At 71.0% G+C, this 19,700-nt stretch carries 19 protein-coding genes and 1 pseudogene; 3 read left to right on the top strand and 17 right to left on the bottom strand.

The window, feature by feature from the left end; all coding sequences use genetic code 11:
- Nucleotides 1-117: 117 nt before the first annotated feature.
- From ACFWSK_RS07705 to ACFWSK_RS07625, 17 genes and pseudogenes are all read right to left on the bottom strand, one after another.
- Nucleotides 118-669 (bottom strand): annotated as a pseudogene (locus tag ACFWSK_RS07705) (cytosine deaminase); the annotation flags it as partial.
- 160 nt (nucleotides 670-829) lie between these two features.
- Nucleotides 830-1,543: a GntR family transcriptional regulator gene (locus tag ACFWSK_RS07700; RefSeq protein ID WP_383782968.1), complete on the bottom strand. Its 714-nt coding sequence runs from the start codon at nucleotides 1,541-1,543 to the stop codon at nucleotides 830-832.
- 113 nt (nucleotides 1,544-1,656) lie between these two features.
- On the bottom strand, nucleotides 1,657-2,721 hold the full coding sequence (locus ACFWSK_RS07695) for a biotin/lipoate A/B protein ligase family protein (RefSeq protein ID WP_383782967.1): 1,065 nt from the start codon (nucleotides 2,719-2,721) through the stop codon (nucleotides 1,657-1,659).
- Between the two features lie 118 nt (nucleotides 2,722-2,839).
- Complete coding sequence (locus tag ACFWSK_RS07690) at nucleotides 2,840-3,883, bottom strand: LacI family DNA-binding transcriptional regulator (protein ID WP_383782966.1); 1,044 nt, start codon at nucleotides 3,881-3,883, stop codon at nucleotides 2,840-2,842.
- 148 nt (nucleotides 3,884-4,031) lie between these two features.
- Complete coding sequence (locus tag ACFWSK_RS07685) at nucleotides 4,032-4,478, bottom strand: MarR family winged helix-turn-helix transcriptional regulator (protein ID WP_383782965.1); 447 nt, start codon at nucleotides 4,476-4,478, stop codon at nucleotides 4,032-4,034.
- An 82-nt stretch (nucleotides 4,479-4,560) separates the two neighbouring features.
- Nucleotides 4,561-5,451, bottom strand: coding sequence for a fumarylacetoacetate hydrolase family protein (locus tag ACFWSK_RS07680; RefSeq protein ID WP_383782964.1), 891 nt, complete (start codon nucleotides 5,449-5,451; stop codon nucleotides 4,561-4,563).
- Nucleotides 5,452-5,487: 36 nt separating this feature from the next.
- Nucleotides 5,488-6,525 carry a cupin domain-containing protein gene (locus tag ACFWSK_RS07675; protein ID WP_383782963.1) on the bottom strand — a complete coding sequence of 346 codons (1,038 nt, stop codon included), beginning with the start codon at nucleotides 6,523-6,525 and terminating at the stop codon, nucleotides 5,488-5,490.
- A 22-nt stretch (nucleotides 6,526-6,547) separates the two neighbouring features.
- The gene (locus ACFWSK_RS07670; protein ID WP_383782962.1) at nucleotides 6,548-7,774 is read right to left on the bottom strand and encodes an FAD-dependent monooxygenase; all 1,227 of its coding nucleotides are present in this window, start codon (nucleotides 7,772-7,774) and stop codon (nucleotides 6,548-6,550) included.
- 147 nt (nucleotides 7,775-7,921) lie between these two features.
- Nucleotides 7,922-8,572, bottom strand: a complete 651-nt coding sequence (locus ACFWSK_RS07665) for a CoA transferase subunit B (RefSeq protein ID WP_383782961.1) — start codon at nucleotides 8,570-8,572, stop codon at nucleotides 7,922-7,924.
- Nucleotides 8,569-9,324 (bottom strand): CoA transferase subunit A, encoded by a 756-nt coding sequence (locus ACFWSK_RS07660; protein WP_383782960.1) that lies wholly within the window; start codon nucleotides 9,322-9,324, stop codon nucleotides 8,569-8,571. Before ACFWSK_RS07660 ends, ACFWSK_RS07665 begins: the two co-directional genes overlap by 4 nt.
- 19 nt (nucleotides 9,325-9,343) lie before the next feature.
- Complete coding sequence (locus ACFWSK_RS07655) at nucleotides 9,344-10,096, bottom strand: SDR family NAD(P)-dependent oxidoreductase (protein ID WP_383782959.1); 753 nt, start codon at nucleotides 10,094-10,096, stop codon at nucleotides 9,344-9,346.
- Complete coding sequence (locus ACFWSK_RS07650) at nucleotides 10,093-11,064, bottom strand: fumarylacetoacetate hydrolase family protein (RefSeq protein WP_383782958.1); 972 nt, start codon at nucleotides 11,062-11,064, stop codon at nucleotides 10,093-10,095. Before ACFWSK_RS07650 ends, ACFWSK_RS07655 begins: the two co-directional genes overlap by 4 nt.
- 80 nt (nucleotides 11,065-11,144) lie before the next feature.
- A complete protein-coding gene (locus tag ACFWSK_RS07645) occupies nucleotides 11,145-12,077 on the bottom strand; it encodes a VOC family protein (protein ID WP_383782957.1) in 933 nt (310 codons plus the stop codon).
- A gap of 4 nt (nucleotides 12,078-12,081) precedes the next feature.
- Nucleotides 12,082-13,083, bottom strand: coding sequence for an amidohydrolase family protein (locus tag ACFWSK_RS07640; protein WP_383782956.1), 1,002 nt, complete (start codon nucleotides 13,081-13,083; stop codon nucleotides 12,082-12,084).
- A complete protein-coding gene (locus ACFWSK_RS07635) occupies nucleotides 13,080-14,210 on the bottom strand; it encodes an FAD-dependent oxidoreductase (protein WP_383782955.1) in 1,131 nt (376 codons plus the stop codon). Before ACFWSK_RS07635 ends, ACFWSK_RS07640 begins: the two co-directional genes overlap by 4 nt.
- A 23-nt stretch (nucleotides 14,211-14,233) precedes the next feature.
- Nucleotides 14,234-15,196 (bottom strand): cyclase family protein, encoded by a 963-nt coding sequence (locus ACFWSK_RS07630; protein WP_383782954.1) that lies wholly within the window; start codon nucleotides 15,194-15,196, stop codon nucleotides 14,234-14,236.
- Complete coding sequence (locus ACFWSK_RS07625; protein ID WP_383782953.1) at nucleotides 15,193-16,191, bottom strand: fumarylacetoacetate hydrolase family protein; 999 nt, start codon at nucleotides 16,189-16,191, stop codon at nucleotides 15,193-15,195. Before ACFWSK_RS07625 ends, ACFWSK_RS07630 begins: the two co-directional genes overlap by 4 nt.
- 128 nt (nucleotides 16,192-16,319) lie before the next feature.
- Between ACFWSK_RS07625 and ACFWSK_RS07620 the strand changes: the two genes are divergently transcribed.
- The 3 genes from ACFWSK_RS07620 to ACFWSK_RS07610 all read left to right on the top strand — a co-directional run bounded on the left by ACFWSK_RS07620 (nucleotide 16,320) and on the right by ACFWSK_RS07610 (nucleotide 19,700).
- Nucleotides 16,320-17,255 (top strand): LysR family transcriptional regulator, encoded by a 936-nt coding sequence (locus ACFWSK_RS07620; RefSeq protein WP_383782952.1) that lies wholly within the window; start codon nucleotides 16,320-16,322, stop codon nucleotides 17,253-17,255.
- 221 nt (nucleotides 17,256-17,476) lie between these two features.
- Complete coding sequence (locus ACFWSK_RS07615) at nucleotides 17,477-18,784, top strand: ABC transporter substrate-binding protein (RefSeq protein ID WP_383782951.1); 1,308 nt, start codon at nucleotides 17,477-17,479, stop codon at nucleotides 18,782-18,784.
- Nucleotides 18,785-18,815: 31 nt separating this feature from the next.
- Nucleotides 18,816-19,700 (top strand): carbohydrate ABC transporter permease, encoded by an 885-nt coding sequence (locus ACFWSK_RS07610; protein WP_383782950.1) that lies wholly within the window; start codon nucleotides 18,816-18,818, stop codon nucleotides 19,698-19,700.

Below are 19,700 nucleotides of genomic sequence, written 5' to 3'. Positions count from 1 at the left end.
GGGGGCCGCCCCCCCCCCCCGGCCCGCGGGCCCGGCGGGGGGGTGCCGGCGGGGCGGGGGCACCCCACCGTGGGGCCGGTGGGGGGGGTGCCCCCCCCGCCCGGGGCCCCCCCCCCCGCCCTCCACGCCGGCCAGGCCGTAGGCCGGAGCCACGTCGGCGTGGGCGCGCATCGCCCGCGTGCCGCGGGCGACGGCATGCGCCATCAGGCCGTACGCGCGTTCCGCGACGGGGCGGCGCTGGCCGCGGAACAGCTCCACGTCCTGCTCGACGTAGTCGGCGATGCCGCTCGCGGGGCGCCGGGACACCCAGGAGCCGTCCCAGGTCGTCTTGTCGGGGTGGATGTGCGCGTCGACGAGGGAGGGGAGGGCGATCCGGCCGCCGCCGTCGACGGTCTTCGCGCCGCGGGGTGCCGGGCCGTCGACGACGCGGCCGTCGACGACCACGAGGTCCGTGGCCTTCGCCGCGCCGAACGGGCGCACGTCGCGGAAGACGACGGCGCGGCCGGGGCGCCCCGCCGCCTGGGACGTGCCGGCAGCGGTGGGTGCGGCGGCGGAGTGGGCCCGGGCGGGGGCGGCGGTCATCGCGGCCGTCGTACCGGCGAGTGCGGCGGCACCGGCCAGCATCGAGCGGCGGGACAGCGCGCTGGGGGTGTGCGAGGACGGCTGCATGGGGGCTCCTTCGGCGGGGCGTGGATCGAGGGCGCGGCGACGCCTCCCGCCATTTTGTATACCAAGCTCCGGAGTCAGGCAAGGAAAGGGCCGGTACAGGCGGATGGAGAGAAGCTCCTATGCGGCTTTGGTATACAAAGACGTCAGCTAGGCAAAGATGTCAGCTCGCGCCGAAGAGCGAGCGCAGGGCGACCGTCCTGCTGTCCCGCACGTGCAGCAGCGTGCTCGCGGCGGCGGCCTCCGCGTCGCCGCCGCTGATGTGCCGGTACATCTCGGCGTGCTGGGCCCGCATGTGCGCCGGCTCCTCCCGCATGCCGAACAGCAGCCGCAACTGCCAGGTCAGCTGCTCCATGGTGCGGGCGAGCAGCGGATTGCCCGACATGGCCACGACGCCCTCATGGAACGCCGTGTGGGCGGCCACCTCGCGCGGCCCCTCGTCCGCCTCCGCCGCCGCCTCGGCCTGGCGGAGCGTCGCCGCCAGCACGGCGACCCCCTCGGTGTCGCCCGCAGCGGCGGCCCGTGCCGCGAGCCGCGACGCCTGGACGGCCAGGGGCTCCCACACCTCGTACAGGTGCTCCACATCGGTGCGGTCCAGGCGGCGCACGCGTACGCCGCTGTGCGGAAGCAGTTCGAGGAGCCCTTCGGTGACGAGCGCGCGCAGGGCCTCCCGCACCGGCACGCGGGACATGCTCAGCTCCTCGGCGATCTCCCGCTCGACGAGGCGGGCGCCCTGCGCGTACCGGCGGTCGACGATGCGACGGAGCACGGCCTCCCGCGCCTGCGCACTGAGCGGGACCGGGACGGGCGTCCCCGGGTCCGGCGTCGCCGAGCCGCTGTCGGTGGCCGCTGAGCCGGTCCTGCTTCTCTCCGCCACGGTTTCCGTCCTCTTCCGTCCTGCGTCGGGGCTCCGTCCTTGGTTCGGCGTGCCGGGGCGAGGATATGTGCCGCGCGCTCCGGGCGGCCTGCCGCACCGGCTGCCGGACGCGCCTACGGAACCCGGGCCGTCCACTCCGCCGTGCCGAACTTGGTGCGTACGAGCTCCTCCGCCCGTGCCAGTTCCCCGGCGGTCACCGCGCCCCGGCTCAGACCGTGGCGCCCACGGAAGGACTCGATCATGTTGTCGATGACGGCGTGCCGCGGGAGTCCCGTCTGCCTGCGCAGCGGATCGACGCGCTTCCTGGCGCTCCGGGTGCCCTTGTCGGACATCTTCTCCTTGCCGATGCGCAGGACGTCGAGCATCTTGTCGACGTCGATGTCGTAGGACATCGTCACGTGGTGCAGCACGGCACCGGGCCCGCCGTCCGGACCGACGACGCGCTTCTGGGCCGCTCCCGCGATCTTCCCGACCTCGGTCGCGATGTCGTTGAGCGGCTGGTACCAGGCCTTGATGCCCATGTCACCGAGCGCTTCGAGGACCCAGTCGTCGAGATAGGCGTAACTGTCGGCGAACGAGAGACCGGAGACGAGGGACTGCGGCACGGCGAGCGAGTAGGTGATGGTGCTGCTCGGCTCGGCGAACATGGCCCCGCCGCCGGAGATGCGCCGCACGACGGAGACGCCGTGCCGGTCGGTGCCGACGGGGTCGACCTCGTTGCGCAGCGACTGGAAACTGCCGATGATCACGGCGGGGGAGTCCCACTCCCAGACCCGGAGGGTCGGCGGGCGGCGGCCCGCGGCGACCTCGGCGGTGATGACCTCGTCGAGTGCCATGTGCAGGGCGGGGGACTGCGGGGCGTCGTGGACGAGCTGCCAGTCGTAGTCGCTCCACTCGGTGGCCCGCGCGAGCGCCCGGCGTACGGCGACGGCCACACCCTCGGCCGACAGTCCGAACATCACCGTGGACGGGGGCAGCGCCGCCTCGATACGGGCGGCGAGCCCGGCGGTGTCGGTGTCCGCCGGCGCACCCTCCAGCGCGGCGTCGATGGCGAGGATGGCCTCGTCGGGTTCGAGGAAGAAGTCCCCGGCCACCCGCACATGGCGCAGCGCGCCGCCCTCGACCTCCAGATCGACCACGACGAGCTTGCCGCCGGGGACCTTGTACTCACCGTGCACAGCCGTGCCTCCGCGTCCGGCCGATCCTTCTCGCGAATCGGTTCCGAGGAGGCATAACCCCGCCGTAGTGCGGTTTAATCCGCACATATGACGGCCGACCGGGGCGACCCGGACCGGTTCAGGCGCGGGGCCCCGCGGTGCTGGCCCGCACGACCAGGCGAGGTGTCATCGTGGTCTGCACCGCGCTGTTCCGCCGCCCCTCGACCCGCTCGATGAGCAGACGGGCGGCGGTGGCTCCCATGTTGTGGCCCGCCTGGTCGACGCTCGTGAGCTGGACGGTGGCCAGGTCGGCCAGAGCGGTGTTGTTGTACCCGACGACCGAGACGTCCTCGGGCACCCGCAGGCCCAGCGCGTGAGCCGCCCGCCAGACGCCCAGGGCCGCGACGTCCGCACCGGCCATGATCGCCGTCGGCCGGTCCTTCTCCTCGCCGGACAGCAGACCGATCCCCGCCCTGTATCCGCCCTCGTCGGAGTAGGCGGCCTTGCTGATGCGCGCCTGAGCCGCGAGCCCGTGTCGTGCCATGGCCTGGGTGTAGCCGCTGGTCAGTGTGATCTCGGGGGTGTGGTGCCACTGGCTGGCGCGGGTGCCGGGGGCGGAGACGAGGGCGATGTGGCGGTGACCGAGGCCCACGAGGTGGTCGACGACGAGTCCCGCGCCCGCGGCGTCGGCATCGGCGACCGAGTCATGGGCGTCGGAGGCGTCGTGATGGCCGATGACCACGGTCGGGGTGGTCTGCGCGGTGTGCAGGACCTCCGCGCGCCGGGTCCCCGGGGCGATGAGGACCAGCCCGTCCATCTGCCGGTCCACCATGGCGCGGATCGTCTTCTCCTGGCTGTCCGCGCCGAATCCGGCCGCGCCGATCATGACGGTGTACTCGCTGTCGCGCAGTTCGCCGCTGATGCCGTCGAGGATGTCGGCGAAGAAGGTGTTGCGGATGTTGTCCAGCAGTACGCCGATCGTGTAAGTCCGCCCGCGCATCCCCCGGGCCGCCGCGTGCGGCCGGTAGTTCAGCTCTGCCATGGCGGCACGGACCTTCTCCTGCATGCCGGCGCTCACGCCGTACGCGTTGCGCAGGACCTTCGACACCGCGGCCGTGGACACGCCTGCGTGCCGCGCGACGTCCGTGATGGTCACGCGCTTGATCTGCTCCGGGCCTGGCATCTCTGGCGCCCCCTGTTTCTCGCAGCAATCATACAACGGTCTACACGAAGACCCGTTGTCGCACCAGGGGTTTGATGGCCCAAACCGGCAGCAGTCGGATGCCGGACGAAGAACGTTGCACGCGAGCAGGAGCGGTCGGCGGGGGAGGTCAGTCGTCGTCGGGAGACGCGGCGTCCAGTCCGGCGACGGTACGGAGCATGCTCACGGCCAACGCGCGCTGATCGGCGGGCAGGGCCGACAGGAGCTGTTCGTTGACGCGCTCCGCCGGGGGGACGAGGCTGTTCAACAGCTCGTTCCCGTCCTCCGTCAGGCCCAGCAGGGTGCGTCGGCGGTCCGCTTCGTCCCGTGTCTGAGTCACGTACCCCTGCTCGGTGAGGCGGCGCAGGATGTGGTTGACGGTGGAGCGGTCCAGCGAGGTGGCGTGGGCGAGGGTGCGCTGGTCGATGCCGGGCTGCTGCCGCAGAGCGTTGAGGACGGCGAATTGCTGTGAGGTGACCTCCCGGGAGACCTGGGCGGCCCACATGGCGGTGTGCACCTGCTCCGCACGGCGGATCAGGTGCCCGATGTAGTTCTCCAGGTCCAGCGCGCGTGCCACGGTCTTCCGTCTCTCCTCGCTGCGATGCCGCCCTCCGCTCCCGGACGGGCCTGCCCGTCCGGGAGTCTACGAGCGCACGGCGTCACCTCGCTGCGCGGCTGTCCCTTCCGTGCGCGCGGCGCCCCGGACGCCCGCCGTACGGGACGGCACGCGAGCCGTCCACGCCGACCTCCAGCCGGCCCACGCGCTCGATCTCCAGGACGATGCGGTCGCCGTGGGCGAGCGGGCCGACACCGGCCGGGGTGCCGGTCGCGATCACGTCACCGGGGTGCAGGGTCATGACGGAGCTCGTGTACGCGATGAGTTCGCGCACACCGAAGATGAGATCGGCCGTGCTGGTCCGCTGGCGGGTGGTCCCGGCGACGTCGCAACGGAGGTCCAGGGCGTCCGGGTCGGGGACCTCGTCCGCCGTCACGACCCAGGGACCGAGCGGGGTGAACGTGTCGAACGACTTGCGGGTGGAGCGGTCCTCGCCCGACCGGACGGTGATGTCCAGGACACAGGTGTACCCGAAGACGTGGTCCAGGGCGTCCGCGCTCGTGACATGCGAGGCGGTACGTCCGATGACGACACCCAACTCGCCCTCCTGGTCGGTCCGTTTGTCGGTGTAGGGCAGGCGGACGTCCTGCCCGGGGCCGATCACGGACGAGTTCGCCTTGAGGAAGACTCCGAGTTCGGCGATGGAGGTGGTGTACTCCATCTCGGCCTTGTGGTCGAGGTAGTTGACCGGAGCGCCGACGATCTTGCCCGGCAGTGGCAGGGGTGCTTCCAGCGCGGCTCCGGACAGCGGGACGCGTACCGCCCCGGTGAGATCGACCGTTGCCGCGCCGCGCAGGGCGGTGTTCTCGATGTGCCGGTGCAGCGCACCGGAGGCGGAGTGCGGCCCGGGACCGGCCAGTTGCTCGGTGACGTCGATGAGGAAGTCGCCGTCGACGAGGCCGAGCCGCCCCTGGTTGAAGAGCGTGAGACGCATGGGGATTCCTTGCTGGGTGGGAGGCGGACGGCTGATTCAGGCGCCCGGATCGGCGCTCTCGGTGCGGTACAGCCCCAGGGAACGCATCACCGGTTCGTCGCTGTACGAGAAGAGGACCGCGTCCTGCGAGGACGAGGCGTTGAGGTGCCGGTACGAGGCCCAGCCGGGGATCGCGAACGTGTCGTGCTCGGACCACTCCAGCCGTACACCGTCGACCACGGTGGCGCCTTCCCCGCGTACGACACTGAAGACGGTGGAGGCGGTGTGGCGGCGTCCCGTTCCAGCGAAGCCGGGGCGCAGCCGGTGGACCCGGCAGCCGATGGTGGGCATGACCGGCCCGCCCGTCCACGGGTTGGTGTACTCCAGCACGATGCCGTCCACCTCGCTGCCTTCGGCGGTCCCGGCGACGGCGTCCAGCGCGCGTGACGTCTCTTCCCAGGTGTAGCGCGTGACAGGGGAGTTGGGGCCCTCCGGGGACAGCCAGGCCGGAGTCAGGCGCCCGTGCAGGAACTGCCGGCTTCCGGCGTCGTCGGGCCGGGTGACGGGTTGCAGGCGCTGCGGGTACTTCTCGTAGAAGCCCGCTTCGAGGGCGTTGACGAGCGGGTAGTCGAGGGCGTCGAGCCACATCATCGGCACGCTTCCCTCGTGCGTGTGGTCGTGCCAGTGCCATCCGGGCGTGAGCAGCAGGTCGCCGGGTGACATGTGGACCCGTTCGCCGTTGACGGTGGTCCAGGCGCCGCTGCCTTCGAGGATGAAGCGGAAGGCGTTCGACGTGTGCCGGTGCGCCTGGGCGGTCTCTCCGGGCAGGATGATCTGGAGTCCCGCGTAGAGGGTGTTGACGGTGGCGGGCGGGTCGGTCAGGCCGGGGTTGACGAGCATGAGCACCCGCCGTTCGGCCTCCTCCAGCGAGAGGGTCCCGGCGAAGTGCAGGAGCCGGGGGCGCAGTTCGCGCCAGCTCCAGAGGTACGGGACGGCCCTGCTGCGCGGTTCGGCGGGGAAGAGATTGCCGTAGAAGCGCCACAGCGGGGCGGCGCCCAGGGATTCGAGTGCCCCGTAGGCGGGGTCGTCGGTCATGGTGTCCTCCGTCGATGGCGGTTCACGCGGAGCCGGCGGGTACGGCGTGGTACGGGGCGGCCGGTGTCCACACCCAGGAGATGTCGTCGAAGTCCTGGGGCGAGCGGGAGCGGAGCAGGGTGTTGCGCAGGGTGGCCCCCATGCCCTCCAGGTGGCAGATCTCCCCGAAGCGCCGTGCGTTGGTCTGGATACGGGCGGCCCGCTCCTGCCGCCGTCGCGCGTACGCGGTGAAGGCGTCCCCGGCGTCGGCGAACTGTTCCAGCGCGTGGCCCAGCGCCACGGCGTCCTCCAGTGCCTGGCAGGCGCCCTGGGCGAGGTACTGGAGCATGGGGTGCGCGGCGTCGCCCAGCAGGACGATCCGGCCGTGCGCCCAGGTGTCGATGGGCAGCCGGTCGTAGAGCGGCCAGCGGCGGTCCCGGGAGATCAGCGGGAGCGCGTCGCGCACGGCCGGACAGGCGTCGGTGAAGCGCGCTTCCAGTTCCGCCTCGGTTCCCCAGTCGTCGGAGTCGGGCGTGTACCGGTCGCTCTCGAACACGGCGACCTGGTTGTACAGCTCGCCCCGGCGTACGGGGTACTGCACCAGGTGCATACGGGGCCCGGCCCACACCATCACCGCCTCCGACGCGGCGTGCCGGGACATGTGCCCCGTCATCCGTTCCGTGGGCAGCGCCCCGCGGTAGGCGACATAGCGGGAGCAGACCGGCTCGCCGTCCCCGGCCAGCGCGCTCCGCAGACGTGAGTGCAGCCCGTCGGCGGCCACCACCGCGCCCGCGCGGAGCACCTCCGTGCTTTCCGCGAAGTGCAGGCGTACCTCGGACGCGTCCTGTTCGGCGTGCGTGACGGTGTGGCCGGTGCGCAGGGTGACGGCGGGGTGGGCCCGGCACGCCGCCAGCAGGGCCGCGTGCAGGTCCGTGCGGTGGGTGACGAGGTAGGGGTGCGCGAACCGTGCGCGGTACGCGTCTCCGCGCAGGTCCAGTTCGGTGATCTGGTCGCCGCTGAGGGCGTCCATCATCACCAGGCGGTGCGGGGCGACGGCGGTGCGCCGGACCTCGGCCAGGACGCCGAGTTCCTCCAGGGCCAGCGAGGCGTTGGGGGCCAGCTGGAGTCCGGCGCCGATCTCCCCGAAGCGGGCGGCCTGCTCGACGAGGGTCACGCCGCGTCCGGAGCGGGCGATCGCTAGGGCCGCGGCCAGGCCGCCGATTCCGCCGCCAACGACAATGATCGGGTGGGGCGAAGAGGTGGAGCGCATGCGGCCTCCTTGGCGTGGTGGATGGAAGGAAGCGGGGGACGACCGGCAGTAATCGTCCGTACATCAATCATTGTTGTACGGACGATATTAGGCCGAGGGGGCCGGCCGGTCAACGCCTTCCCGCCGGCGGGAAGGCGTTGACCGTGGTCAGCAGTCCGCGGCGAGGGCGGAGATGTGCACCGGGGCGCCGGTACGCGCCACGAGCGCGTCGGCGGAGACACCGGGCGCCGTCTCAACCAGGGTGAAGCCCTCGGGGGTGACGTCGAGGACACCGAGGTCGGTGATGACGCGGTGCACGCAGGACATGCCGGTCAGCGGGAGCGAGCACTCCCCGACGAGCTTCGCCGAACCGTCCTTGGCGGTGTGCTCCATGAGGACGATGACGCGGCGCGCTCCGTGGACGAGGTCCATGGCGCCGCCCATGCCCTTGATCATTTTTCCGGGGACCGACCAGTTCGCGAGGTCGCCGCGCTCCGACACCTGCATCGCGCCCAGGACCGCGATGTCGATGTGACCTCCGCGGATCATGCCGAAGGAGAGGGCGGAGTCGAAGAAACTGGCGCCCGGCATCACGGTGACCGTTTCCTTGCCCGCGTTGATCAGGTCGGGATCGACCTGGTCGTCGGTGGGGTAGGGGCCCGTGCCCAGAATGCCGTTCTCGGAGTGCAGCACGACGTGGACGCCGGGGGCGAGGTGACCGGGAATCAGTGTGGGCAGCCCGATGCCGAGGTTCACGTAGGAACCGTCGGTGAGTTCGGCCGCAGCGCGGGCGGCCATCTGGTTGCGGGTCCAGCTCATGAGCGTACGGTCCTCTTCTCGATCCGCTTGTCTGCGGCCTGGGCGGGCGTGAGGCGCACCAGCCGCTGGACGAAGATGCCCGGCAGATGGATGTCGTCCGGCAGGAGCTCACCCGGCTCGACCAGCTCCTCCACCTCGGCGATGGTGATCCGCCCGGCCATGGCGGCGAGCGGGTTGAAGTTGGCGGACGCCTTGCGGAAGACGAGATTGCCGTGCCGGTCGCCGCGCCAGGCCCGCACGAGGGCGAAGTCCGTGGTGATGGCGTGCTCCAGGACATGACCGCGCCCCTGGAACGTGCGCGTCTCCTTGGGCGGAGAGGCGAGCGCCGTGGAGCCGTCGGCCGCGTAACGCCGGGGCAGGCCGCCCGTGGCGACCTGGGTGCCCACTCCGGCCGGGGTGTAGAAGGCGGGGATGCCCGCGCCCCCCGCGCGCAGCCGCTCGGCGAGCGTGCCCTGCGGTACGAGTTCCACTTCGAGCTCACCGGCGAGGTACTGGCGGGCGAACTCCTTGTTCTCACCGACGTACGAGCCGGTCACCCGGGTGATGCGCCTGTCCGCCAGCAGGACGCCGAGGCCGAGTCCGTCGGTGCCGCAGTTGTTGGACACCACCCGCAGTCCGCCGGTGCCCTGCGCGTGCAGGGCGTTGATGAGGGTGTCGGGGACTCCGCCGAGGCCGAACCCGCCGACGGCGAGGGACGCCCCCTCGGGGATGTCGGCGACGGCGGCCGCCGCGCTCGGGCTGACTTTGTTCATGGGGAGGGTTCCTCTCGGCTCACTGAGCAGCCGGGCGCAGGGCGTCGGAGATGGACTTCACGCCGCCATGGGCGGTCAGGCCGCCGTCCACGGGTATCTCGGCTCCGGTGATGAAGGACGCCTCGTCGGAGAGGAGGAAGACCACGAGAGGGCTCACCTCGTCCACGGAACCGGTGCGGCCGAGCGGGGTCTCACGGACGTTCGTCTCGCGGAAGGCCGGTGCGGCGGAGGCCGTCATCTCCGTCTCGATGAAGCCCGGGTGGATGGTGTTCACACGGATACCGCGCGGCCCGAGCTCCGTCGCAGCGGCCTTCGACAGACCGCGCAACGCCCACTTGCTGCTGGTGTAGGCGACCGGATAGTGGCCGGTGAGGGCGGCGGACGAGCCCACGTTGACGATCGAGGAGCCGGGCCCCATCACGGGCGTCAGATGCTGGATGCCCAGCAGCGGGCCGGTGACGTTGACGGCGTGCACCCGCGCGAAGTCCTCCGGAAGCACCTCGTCGAGCCGCGCACGCCAGGTGATACCGGCGTTGTTCACCAGCCCGTGCACCTTCCCCCAGGACGCGCGGAGTTCCGCCGTCAGCGCGGCCCAGTCATCCGGCGAGGTGACGTCCAGCAGCCGGCAGCCTTCCGCCGGGGTCACGTCGGTGGCGACGACATGGGCTCCCTCGCGTGCCAGTGCGGCGGCCTCCGCCGCACCCTGGCCGCGCGCGGCGCCGGTCACGACGACGACCTTGCCCAGCAGGCGTCCGGTCCCGGGCGCGGTCACGGCCGGTCCCGGGGGCGGCGGCGGGCCGCCGGAACGTGCACGGGTTCGCCGCCCGCGACGATCGTGTTCGAAACTGTGCCGATGCCCTCGACGGTGAGGGTCACGGTGTCCCCGCGCACCAGCGGCGGCGGTGTGCGTTCCCCGCGCCGGCCCCACAGCTCGGCCAGACAGCCGCCGTTGCCGCAGGTGCCGGAACCGAGCACGTCACCGGGGACGACCCGGCTGCCCCGGGAGGCGTAGGCGGTCATCTCCTCGAAGGTCCAGCTCATGTTGGACAGCAGGTCGCTGCCGACCACCTCCCCGTTGACCTCGGCGGTCAGGGCGAGACGCAGGAAGCCCTCGGGGTCCCGGTACGGCTCCAGCTCGTCGGCGGTCACCAGAAAGGGGCCGAGCGTCGAGGCGGTGTCCTTGCCCTTGCAGGGGCCGAGGCCCACCTGCATCTCCGCGGACTGGATGTCGCGGGCGGACCAGTCGTTGAAGACGGTGTACCCGATGATGTGGTCCCGGGCGCGCTCGGGGGTCAGATCGCGGCCCTCGCGGCCGATGACCGCGGCGACTTCCAGTTCGAAGTCGAGCGCGGCCGATCCGGGCGGTACGGGGATGTCGTCGTGCGCCCCGTAGATCGCATGGGGGTTGGTGAAGTAGAAGGTCGGCGCCGCGTACCACTGGTCCGGAACGCCGGCTTCGCCGCTGACCGACCGGCGTACACCTTCCACGTGCTCCTCGAAGGTGACGAAGTCCCGGATGGCCGCCGGCCGCAGCGGCGGCAGCAGACGCACCTCGGACACGTGCGGCCCCGCCGGGACGTCCAGGGTGGCCCGCCCGAGGTCGAGCAGAGCGGCCGGACCGTCACCGGAACGGACCAGGTCGCCCAGTGAACGGACGCCGGGGATGGGATGGAGGGTGCCGTCGTCCTCGACGACGGCCGCACGGCGCTGACGGCGGTACTCGTAGGCGGCGAAGCGCATGAAGACTCCTGAGCGGGATGAGGGCCGGGGGCGCGGCCGGGCCCGTGGCCGACGGGCCGCGCCCCCGGGACTCCGGGGGGTCAGACGGGCGGGGCGACGAAACAGCCTCGGTCGGGATCGTTGAACGACTCCTTCGCGACGATCTCGTTCATCGCGTTGGCGGTGCCCCACTGGTCGGTGACCTCGGGCTGGGAGAAGTCGTAGACGTGCGGGTGCCAGGTGTCCTCGTCGAGCTCTTCGAGCTCGGTGGTGTACTCCACGGTGTTGCCGTGCGGGTCGAGGAAGTACGTGAACGTGTTGTCGCCCGCCATGTGGCGGCCGGGGCCCCAGATCTTGCGGAACCCGGCGCGCATCACCCGGCCGGAGCCGCGCATGTACTCGTCGATGCCGCGCATCTCGAAGGAGACGTGGTGCAGCGCCGTGTGCGGGCCCTGGGCGATGGCCATGGAGTGGTGCTGGTTGCTGATGCGCATGAAGTGCATGACCTCGCCCATGTGCGGCGAGCTGAGGGTGTCGGACAGCGCGAAGCCGAGGTGCTGCTCGTACCACTGCCTGGTGCGGTTCAGATCGGGGGAGTTGAGGACGACGTGGGAGAGCTTGACCGGGATGGCCTCCTTCTCCTCGATCTTCCGGTGTCCGCGCACCCGCACGTCCGCCGAGACCTCGATCGTGCGGCCGTCGACGTCGAAGAAGCGGAAGCCGTAGCCGCCGCCGGGGGTGTCGACGCTGCCCGGCTGCGAGACCAACCGCACCCCACCGGCCAGGAGCCGCTCCGCGAGCGTGTCCACGTCGGCGGCGTTCGCGGCCCCGTACGAGACGAGGTCGAGGCGCTTCTCCTCGGCCTTGCGCAGCCGTACGACGTACTGCTCGGGGGAGCCCTCGGCGGCAAGGAAGGAGATCCCGGAGTCCTCGGAGACCTTGGTCAGGCCCCAGACGCCGGCGTAGAAGTCGAGCTGCTTGTCGTAGTCGGGCACCGCCAGGTCGACGTGCCGCAGGTGCGTGAGCAGGCGCATGATGTCAGTCCTTCCGGAGGAGTGCGGCGGCGTTGCCGCCGCGGACGGCGTGGAAGTCGGCGTCGGCGAGCCGGGCGGCCCGCAGTGCTCCGACCGGGTCGGCGCTGCCCATGTCGAAGGGGAAGTCGGAACCGAGGAGCACCCGGTCCGCCCCGGCGACCCGCACCAGTTCGCGCAGGACCGCCGGGTCGTGGACGAGCGAGTCGAAGTACAGCCGCTTCAGATAGCTGCTGGGCAGGTGGGCGCAGCCCGCGCCCGCGTCGGAGCGCGTGGTCCACGCGTGGTCGCTGCGGCCGATGTGGGTGGGCAGGTAGCCCCCGCCGTGCGCGGCGACAACCGTCAGACCGGGGTGCCGGTCGAGGACGCCGGAGAAGATGAGGTGCGAAAGGGCGACGGCGTTCTCGGTGGGCTGGCCCACGGTGTTGGACAGGTACCACCGGTCGAGGCGCTCGTCGAGCGTGCATCCGAAGGGATGCAGGAAGAGGAGCGCGCCGGTCTCATCGGCCCGGGACCAGAAGGGCTCGTACGCCGGGTCGGACAGTTCGCGCCCCGGCGCGTGGCTGGAGATCTCGACCCCCAGCAGCCCGCATTCCAGGGCGTGTTCGAGGGCCTCGACGGCGAGGGCGGGATGCTGGAGCGGGACGAGCCCCAGACCCTTCAGCCGGTCGGGCGCGGTGGCGCAGTGCGCAGCCGTCGCCTCGTTGGCCAGCCGGTACACCTTCTCGGCGGTCTGTTCGTCCGCCCAGTAGTGGTAGTGGGACGGGGAGGGGCTGACCAGTTGCACGTCCACGCCCTGCGCGTCCATGACGGCCAGCCGGACGGCGGGATCGGTCAGACGGGGGATGCGTTCACCGATCATCGGACCGTTGACGGCCAGCGCCGCCGGCCCGTTGCGGCGGGCGTCGAGCGCCCGCGCGTCGGCCAGGCCCGGCAGGCCCCCGACCAGTTCGTCGATCTCGGGCAGCAGGACGTGCGCGTGCACGTCCACGGTGGGATTGGTGGTCACGGCAGATCCTTGAGCATCGTCATGGTGCGGCCCATCAGGCCGGGTACGTCCGCGTCGCGGACCCCGTCGAGCTGCCACTGCCCGATCTGTACGGACGCCTCGACGACGGCCCGTACACGCGGGACGCGCCGCTCGTAGTAAGCCTGGAGGAGGGCGTCGTCCCAGGTGCCGGAGCCGGTCAGCAGCTCGGTCAGGACCACGGCGTCCTCCAGCGACATCGCCGCGCCCTGGGCGATCGTGGGCGGGCAGCAGTGCGCCGCGTCGCCGGCCAGGACCACCCGGCCGCGATGCCAGGAGCCCTCCACCAGCATCTTGTCGAACCAGGTGTAGTTGACCTTCTCCGGGTCGGTGATGTGCGCGGTGATCTCGCGCCAGAAGCCGCCGTACTCCGAGGTGAGCGCGCGCATCTCGTCCGCGAAGGACTCCGGGGCGATCGCGGCACGGTCCCGGTTGGCCTCGACGACGTACGCGTACAGCGTCGTGTCACTCGTCGGGCAGTACCCGGCGATGTAGGCGCGGCCCCCGTAGGTGAGATCGGTGCGGACCACGCCCTCGGGGCGCGGGGCGGCGATCCGCCAGATCGCCATGCCGGTCGGCTCGGGCTTCTCCTGGATACCGATGGCGGCGCGGGTGGCGGAACCTACGCCGTCGGCGGCGACGACGAGACCGTACCGGCCCTCGGTGCCGTCACCGAACCGTACGGACACACCGTCGGCGTCCTGCTCCAGCGACACGGCGGTGACACCGAGCCGGACTGTCGCGCCGCTCGCCCGCACGGCGTCGATGAGGATCTGCTGCAACTGGGGGCGCTGCATACCGACGGTGGCGGGCAGGTCGTCGCCACCGCTGCGGATGTCGCGCTGCTCATGGACGACGGTGCCGTCCGGGGCGGTGATGCCGACCGAGCCGAAGCCGAAGCCGGACGCCCGCACCTCGTCCCACACACCCAGCGTGCGCAGGACGCGCAGGGCGTTGCCCTGGAGCGTGATGCCGGAGCCTGCGGTGGCATTCCAGTCGTCCTTGGCCTCGATCAGGTCCACGGCGACGCCGGCTTTGCGGAGCTGGATCGTGACGGCGTTGCCGGCGGCGCCGCCGCCGATCACCAGGACGTTTCTGAGACTGGTCACGGGGAACTCCCTTGTTCCGCTGATTACTTGACGGCGATCGGGTTGATCGGGGAACCGACGGCCCCCGTGATGGGCAGGGGCGCCGCGGTCAGCCAGAACGCGTACGCGCCATCGGCCGCGCAGTCGGCGGCCAGTGCGTCCAGGTCCCACATCTCGCCGATGAGCAGGCCCATGTTGGGGATGGCGACCTGGTGCAGCGGCTGGAAGGCGTGGTCGAACTCGTTGGGCCGGACCTCGAAGCCCCAGGTGTCGGTGGCGATCGCGGCGATCTCGTTCGCGTGCATCCAGCCGGCGCTGGTGAACGACAGGCCGGGCGCCGGCCCTCCGGCGTACTCCCCCCAGCCCTCGCGGCGGGCCCGCGCGAGCTGACCGGTGCGCACGAGGACGAGGTCGCCGCGTCCGACGGTCACCCCGTGCGCCTCGGCGGTGGCGGCCAGGTGCGCCTCGGTGATGGGGAACCCGTCGGGCAGCTCGCCCCCGGCCCCGATGACGCGGCCGACGTCGAGGAGGACCCCGCGCCCGGCGACGTGCGGGGCCATGTGCTCGATGCCGGTGACGACGTCGCCCTCGGAGGTGACCGTCCTGGCCGCGTCGCGGCCGTTCCACGCCTTGCCGTGGTCGAAGATGTGGCCGAGCCCGTCCCACTGGGTCGAGCACTGCAGCGGCATGGCGATCACGTCGTCCGCGCCGCCGAGGCCGTGGGGGAATCCCTGGAGGCCGAGTGCCGCGTCCGTGCCGGTGTCCAGCATCGTGTGCACCGGGTTGGTGCGGCGGCGCCAGCCCTTCTGCGGGCCGTTCATGTCGAAGCTCTGGGCCAGCGAGAAGCTGACGCCCCGCCGTACGAGCGCGGCCGCCGCACGCCGCTTCTGCGCGTCGAGGAAGTTCAGCGTGCCGAGCACGTCGTCCTCGCCCCAGCGCCCCCAGTTCGAGTACAGCGCGGCCGCCCGCGCGATCGCCCCCTCGGGGTCGGTGCGGTCCGGTGTCACTTCGGCTCCGCCACGCAGCGGGTGCGCTGGGCGCCGAGACCGGTGATGGAAGCGTCCATCACATCGCCGTCGCGCAGCAGCCGTCCCCAGTGGATGCCGTTGCCGGCGGGGGAGCCCGTCAGCACCAGGTCGCCGGGGAGGAGGCGGGCGGTCTGCGAGATGTACGAGACCAGACGGGCCACCGAGAAGATCATGTCCGAGGTCGACTCGTTCTGCTTGGCCTCGCCGTTGAGTTCGAGGACGATCCGCAGGTCGCCGGTGTCCCCGACGGAGGCGGTGGGGACGATCCAGGGGCCCAGCGGGGTGAACCCCGGCGCGTTCTTCGACCGCAGCCAGTCGGTGCCGATCTGCGGCATGTCGCGGCGGAAGACCGTGGCCCGGTCAGTGAGGTCGTTGGCGATCGTGTACCCGGCGACGTGATGCAGCGCTTCCTCGGCCGTCACCTGGTACGCGGGCCTGCCGATCACCGCCGCGAGTTCGAGTTCCCAGTCCGGCTTCCCCGCCCACGAGGGCAGGACGACGTCGTCGTACGGGCCGGTGATCGCGCTCGGCAGGCCGATGAACACGTACGGCAGGTCCTCGGCGGCCCGCCGGTCCATGATCTCCGCGGCCTCGGCCCGCGCCTCCTCGTCGGAGCGCCCGTCGGACCTGTCGCGGTGGGCGACGTGCAGGTCGATGACGTGCTGACGGTAGTTGGCCCCGGACTGGAACACCTGGCGCGGCTCGACGGGCGCGTGGACCCGGAACTCCGCCAGCGGCCGCCGGACGGCCGTTTCCCCGGCGGCCAGCTCGTGCAGCCGGGGCAGCACGTCGTCCCAGCGCTCCAGCAGGCCGCGCAGGTCCGGCGCCGGATCGCTCAGGGCTTCGCGGAGGTCCACCACCATGCCGTCGGGGGAGACCAGGGCGGGGAACGCGGGTCCGTCGGCGGCCGAGAGCGTGCCGAGTGCGAAAGGCCCCGCGAACAGGGCCGGTGCGGATGCGGGTTTCACGAACATGTCCTCCTGATTGCGGTGTGACTAATCTGGACCCGCCTCCCTTGATCAGGGAAATCGATTGTGTGGATGCAAGTCATCCATTTCGTTTATGGCGTGTTCGTGAGTCGCACGACCGAAGGAAGCCGCGAATGAACCTGGCCCGCCTCGACCTCAACCTCGTCGTCGCGCTCCGCGCCCTGCTGGAGGAGCGCAACGTCACCCGCGCCGGGCAGCGCCTCGATCTGAGCCAGCCCGCCATGAGCGCGTCCCTCGCGCGGCTGCGCCGCCACTTCGACGACGAGCTGCTCGCCCGGGTCGGCGGCCACTACGAACTCACCGCCCTGGGACAGGTCCTGCTCGACCGCACCTCGAACGCCTGCGACCTGCTGGAGCGCCTGTTCAGCAGCCAGGCCGACTTCGACCCCGCCACCGCGACCCGGGAGTTCAGGCTCCTCGCCTCCGACTACGCGGTCGCCGTCTTCGGGGCGGAACTGGCCCGCATCGTGCACGAGGAGGCGCCCGGCATCCGGCTCCGCTTCACCCACACCCCGAACACCGTCGTCGAGGACACCGCCACGCTGCTCAGCACCACGGACGGACTCCTGATGCCGCACGGGGTGATCAGTGACATGCCCACCGTGGAGCTCTACCAGGACGAGTGGGTCTTCCTGGTGGCCGACGACCACCCCGAGGTCGGCGACCGGCTCACCCGGGAGGACCTGGCCCGGCTGCCGTGGGTGACGTACCAGCGGACCTATGACGCCCCTGCCGTACGCCAGTTGGGCATGCTCGGGATCGAGCCGCGCGTCGAGGTCTCCGTTGACAGCTTCCAGCTGCTCCCGCACCTGGTGGCCGGCACCCGCCGCATCGCCCTCATGCAGCAGCGCCTGGCGGAGATGCTCCTGGGGGTCTTCCCCGTGCGCGCCATGCGCCCGCCGTACGAGGCGGTGCCGCTGCGCCAGGCGCTGTGGTGGCACCCCGTGCACACCTACGACGCCTCACACATCTGGCTGCGGGAGACCGCGGTCCGGGTCGGCGAAGGTCTGGCGGCGGGCACGGGCGGGCAGGGCGCGCAAGGCATGTAACGGTCTACAACCTGCCCGCAGCAGTCTTGTGTGGAGGCGTACTCCTTTCCTGGAAGTTACGTGCTCGTGTCTTGACGACGGCGGGAAGTGCGGGGCAATGTGTGACCCGCTCGGCGTGAAGAACGTTTTACAAACATTCTCGCTGGGCCGCTCGGGACCTTGGGCATCTCATGCCGTCCTCCTCGCTCTCCTCCATCGCTTCAGACGACCGGGAGTCACGTATGTCCACTTCATCGCGCCGTGCCCGCCGCGCCCGGCTGGCCGCACTCGCCGCCTCCACCGCCCTGCTCGCCACGGCCTGCGGAGGATCAGGCTCCGGCTCCGCCGGCGCCCCCGCGAACTTCAGCTACCTGAGCGTCACCGAGAACACCGCGGTAAAGGCCACCCTCGGCACCCTGTCGAAGGGTGCCTGCGCCACGGCACAGAAGGCGCGCCCGCTCAAGGTGGAGACGGTGCCGCAGGCGAGTCTCGACCAGAAGCTCCAGCTGCTGGGCGGCCAGGACGCGCTGCCGGTGCAGTTCGCCGCCGGCAACGCCCCCGCACTCACCGACCAGCTCTACAGCTCCGGCAAGGTGGCCGACCTGGAGAAGAAACTGACCGAGCTGGGGGTCTTCGACCAGCTCGAACCGGCCGCCGTCTCCACGATCAGGGCCCTGTACAACGGGAAGGTCCAGGTCCTGCCGTACGAGTACAACATCGAGGGCATCTTCTACAACAAGAAGCTGTTCGCGGAGCGCGGCATCACCGAGCCCGCCACCTGGGACGAACTGGTGGCGGCGGCAGCTGAGTTGGAGTCCGACGACATCCAGCCCCTGGCCGCCTCGGGGCAGCAGGGCTGGCCCCTGACCCGCCTGCTCAGCGGCTACCTCTACCGCAGCCTGGGCCCCGACGCCCTCAAGGACGTCGCCGACGGCAAGGCCGAGCTCACGGACCCGCAGTACGTCGAAGCGGCCGAGCAGGTGGCCGCGCTCGGCAAGAAGGGGTACTTCGGCAAGGGCGTCGGCTCGATCGACTACGACACGGCGATGAACCAGTTCCTCACCGGCAAGGCCGCCATGTTCTACATGGGCAGCTGGGCCCTCGCCAACATCGCGGACGAGGCGCAGAACAAGGTGGGCGCCGAGAACGTCGGCTTCATGCCCTTCCCCGAGGTCGCCGGAGGCGAGGGCTCGGCCGGCCAGTACCCCTCCAACGTCGGCCTCGGAATCACCCTGAGCGCCAAGTCCTTCGACCAGAAGACCGGCGACTGGGTGTCCTGCATCGCGAGGAACTACGGAAGCACCGCACTCGAGGACCAGGGCGCGATCTCCGGCTTCAAGGTCAACACCATCGTGGACGACAACAACGCGGTCACCACCCAGATCCGCGAGACCATCGCCGGGTCCAAGCAGAACGTCCTCTGGTTCGAGGCCCTGTTCAGCACCAAGGCCACCACGGTCAGCCAGACCAACGCGGCCGGTCTCGTCGCCGGGAGCATCAGCCCGCAGAAGTTCATGGAGACCGTCCAGGCCGCCCTCGACGGCAGCTGATCCGCGCCCTACGACGAAGTGGACACCACCCATGCACCGTGTACTCGGTGACCGCAGGGCCATCGCGATCCTGATCGGTCCCGCCCTGCTCGTCCACACCCTCATCATGCTGGTCCCGATGGTGTGGTCATTGGGGTACGCCTTCACCAGGGGCAACACCATCGACGGCTTCACCGGGAACGGACTGGACAACTTCCAGCACCTGTTCACCGATCCGGCCGTCCGCCAGGCTCTCGGCTTCACCCTCAAGTACGCCGCCGTCGTCACCACGGGCCAGGTCCTGGCCGGCTATCTGCTCGCCCTGCTGTACGTCTTCTTCCTCCAGCGCGCCTCGGCCCTCATCCGCACGCTGGCGTTCTTCCCGGTCGTCCTGCCCACCGTCGCGGTCGGGCTGCTCTTCCAGAAGCTCTTCCAGGTCGCCCCGCAGACGGGACCGGTCAACTCCCTGCTGAACATGGCCGGTCTGGAATCCATCGACTGGTTCGGCAGTGCGGGCCAGTCGTTCTGGGTGCTGGTCCTCATGGACGTATGGCGCTCCATGGGCTTCTACGCCGTCCTGCTCTTCGCCGGGCTCGTCGACATCCCCGAGGAAGTCCTCGAATCGGCGCGCCTGGACGGGGCTTCGGGGCTTCGGCTCGTACGGCACATCGTCCTGCCGCTGTCCCTCCCCGTCCTCATGTCCTCGCTGATCTTCAGCATCAACGGCACGCTGAAGGTCTTCGACTCCATCGTCGCCCTGACCAACGGGGGCCCGGGCAACGGGACGACGCCCCTCACCCTCTACATGTTCCAGACGTCGTTCACGTACAGCGACTACGGCTACGGCTCCACCATCGCGCTGCTGCTCACGGTGGTCTCCCTGCTGGTGACGCTGGTCGTCTTCCGCCTCTCGCGGCGCGATCTCACGAAGGGCTGA

This window comes from Streptomyces sp. NPDC058620 (genome assembly GCF_042717135.1).
GTDB lineage: Bacteria > Actinomycetota > Actinomycetes > Streptomycetales > Streptomycetaceae > Streptomyces.
Note: the sequence above shows the minus strand (reverse complement) of the source record. Positions and strands in the feature narration are given on the sequence as shown.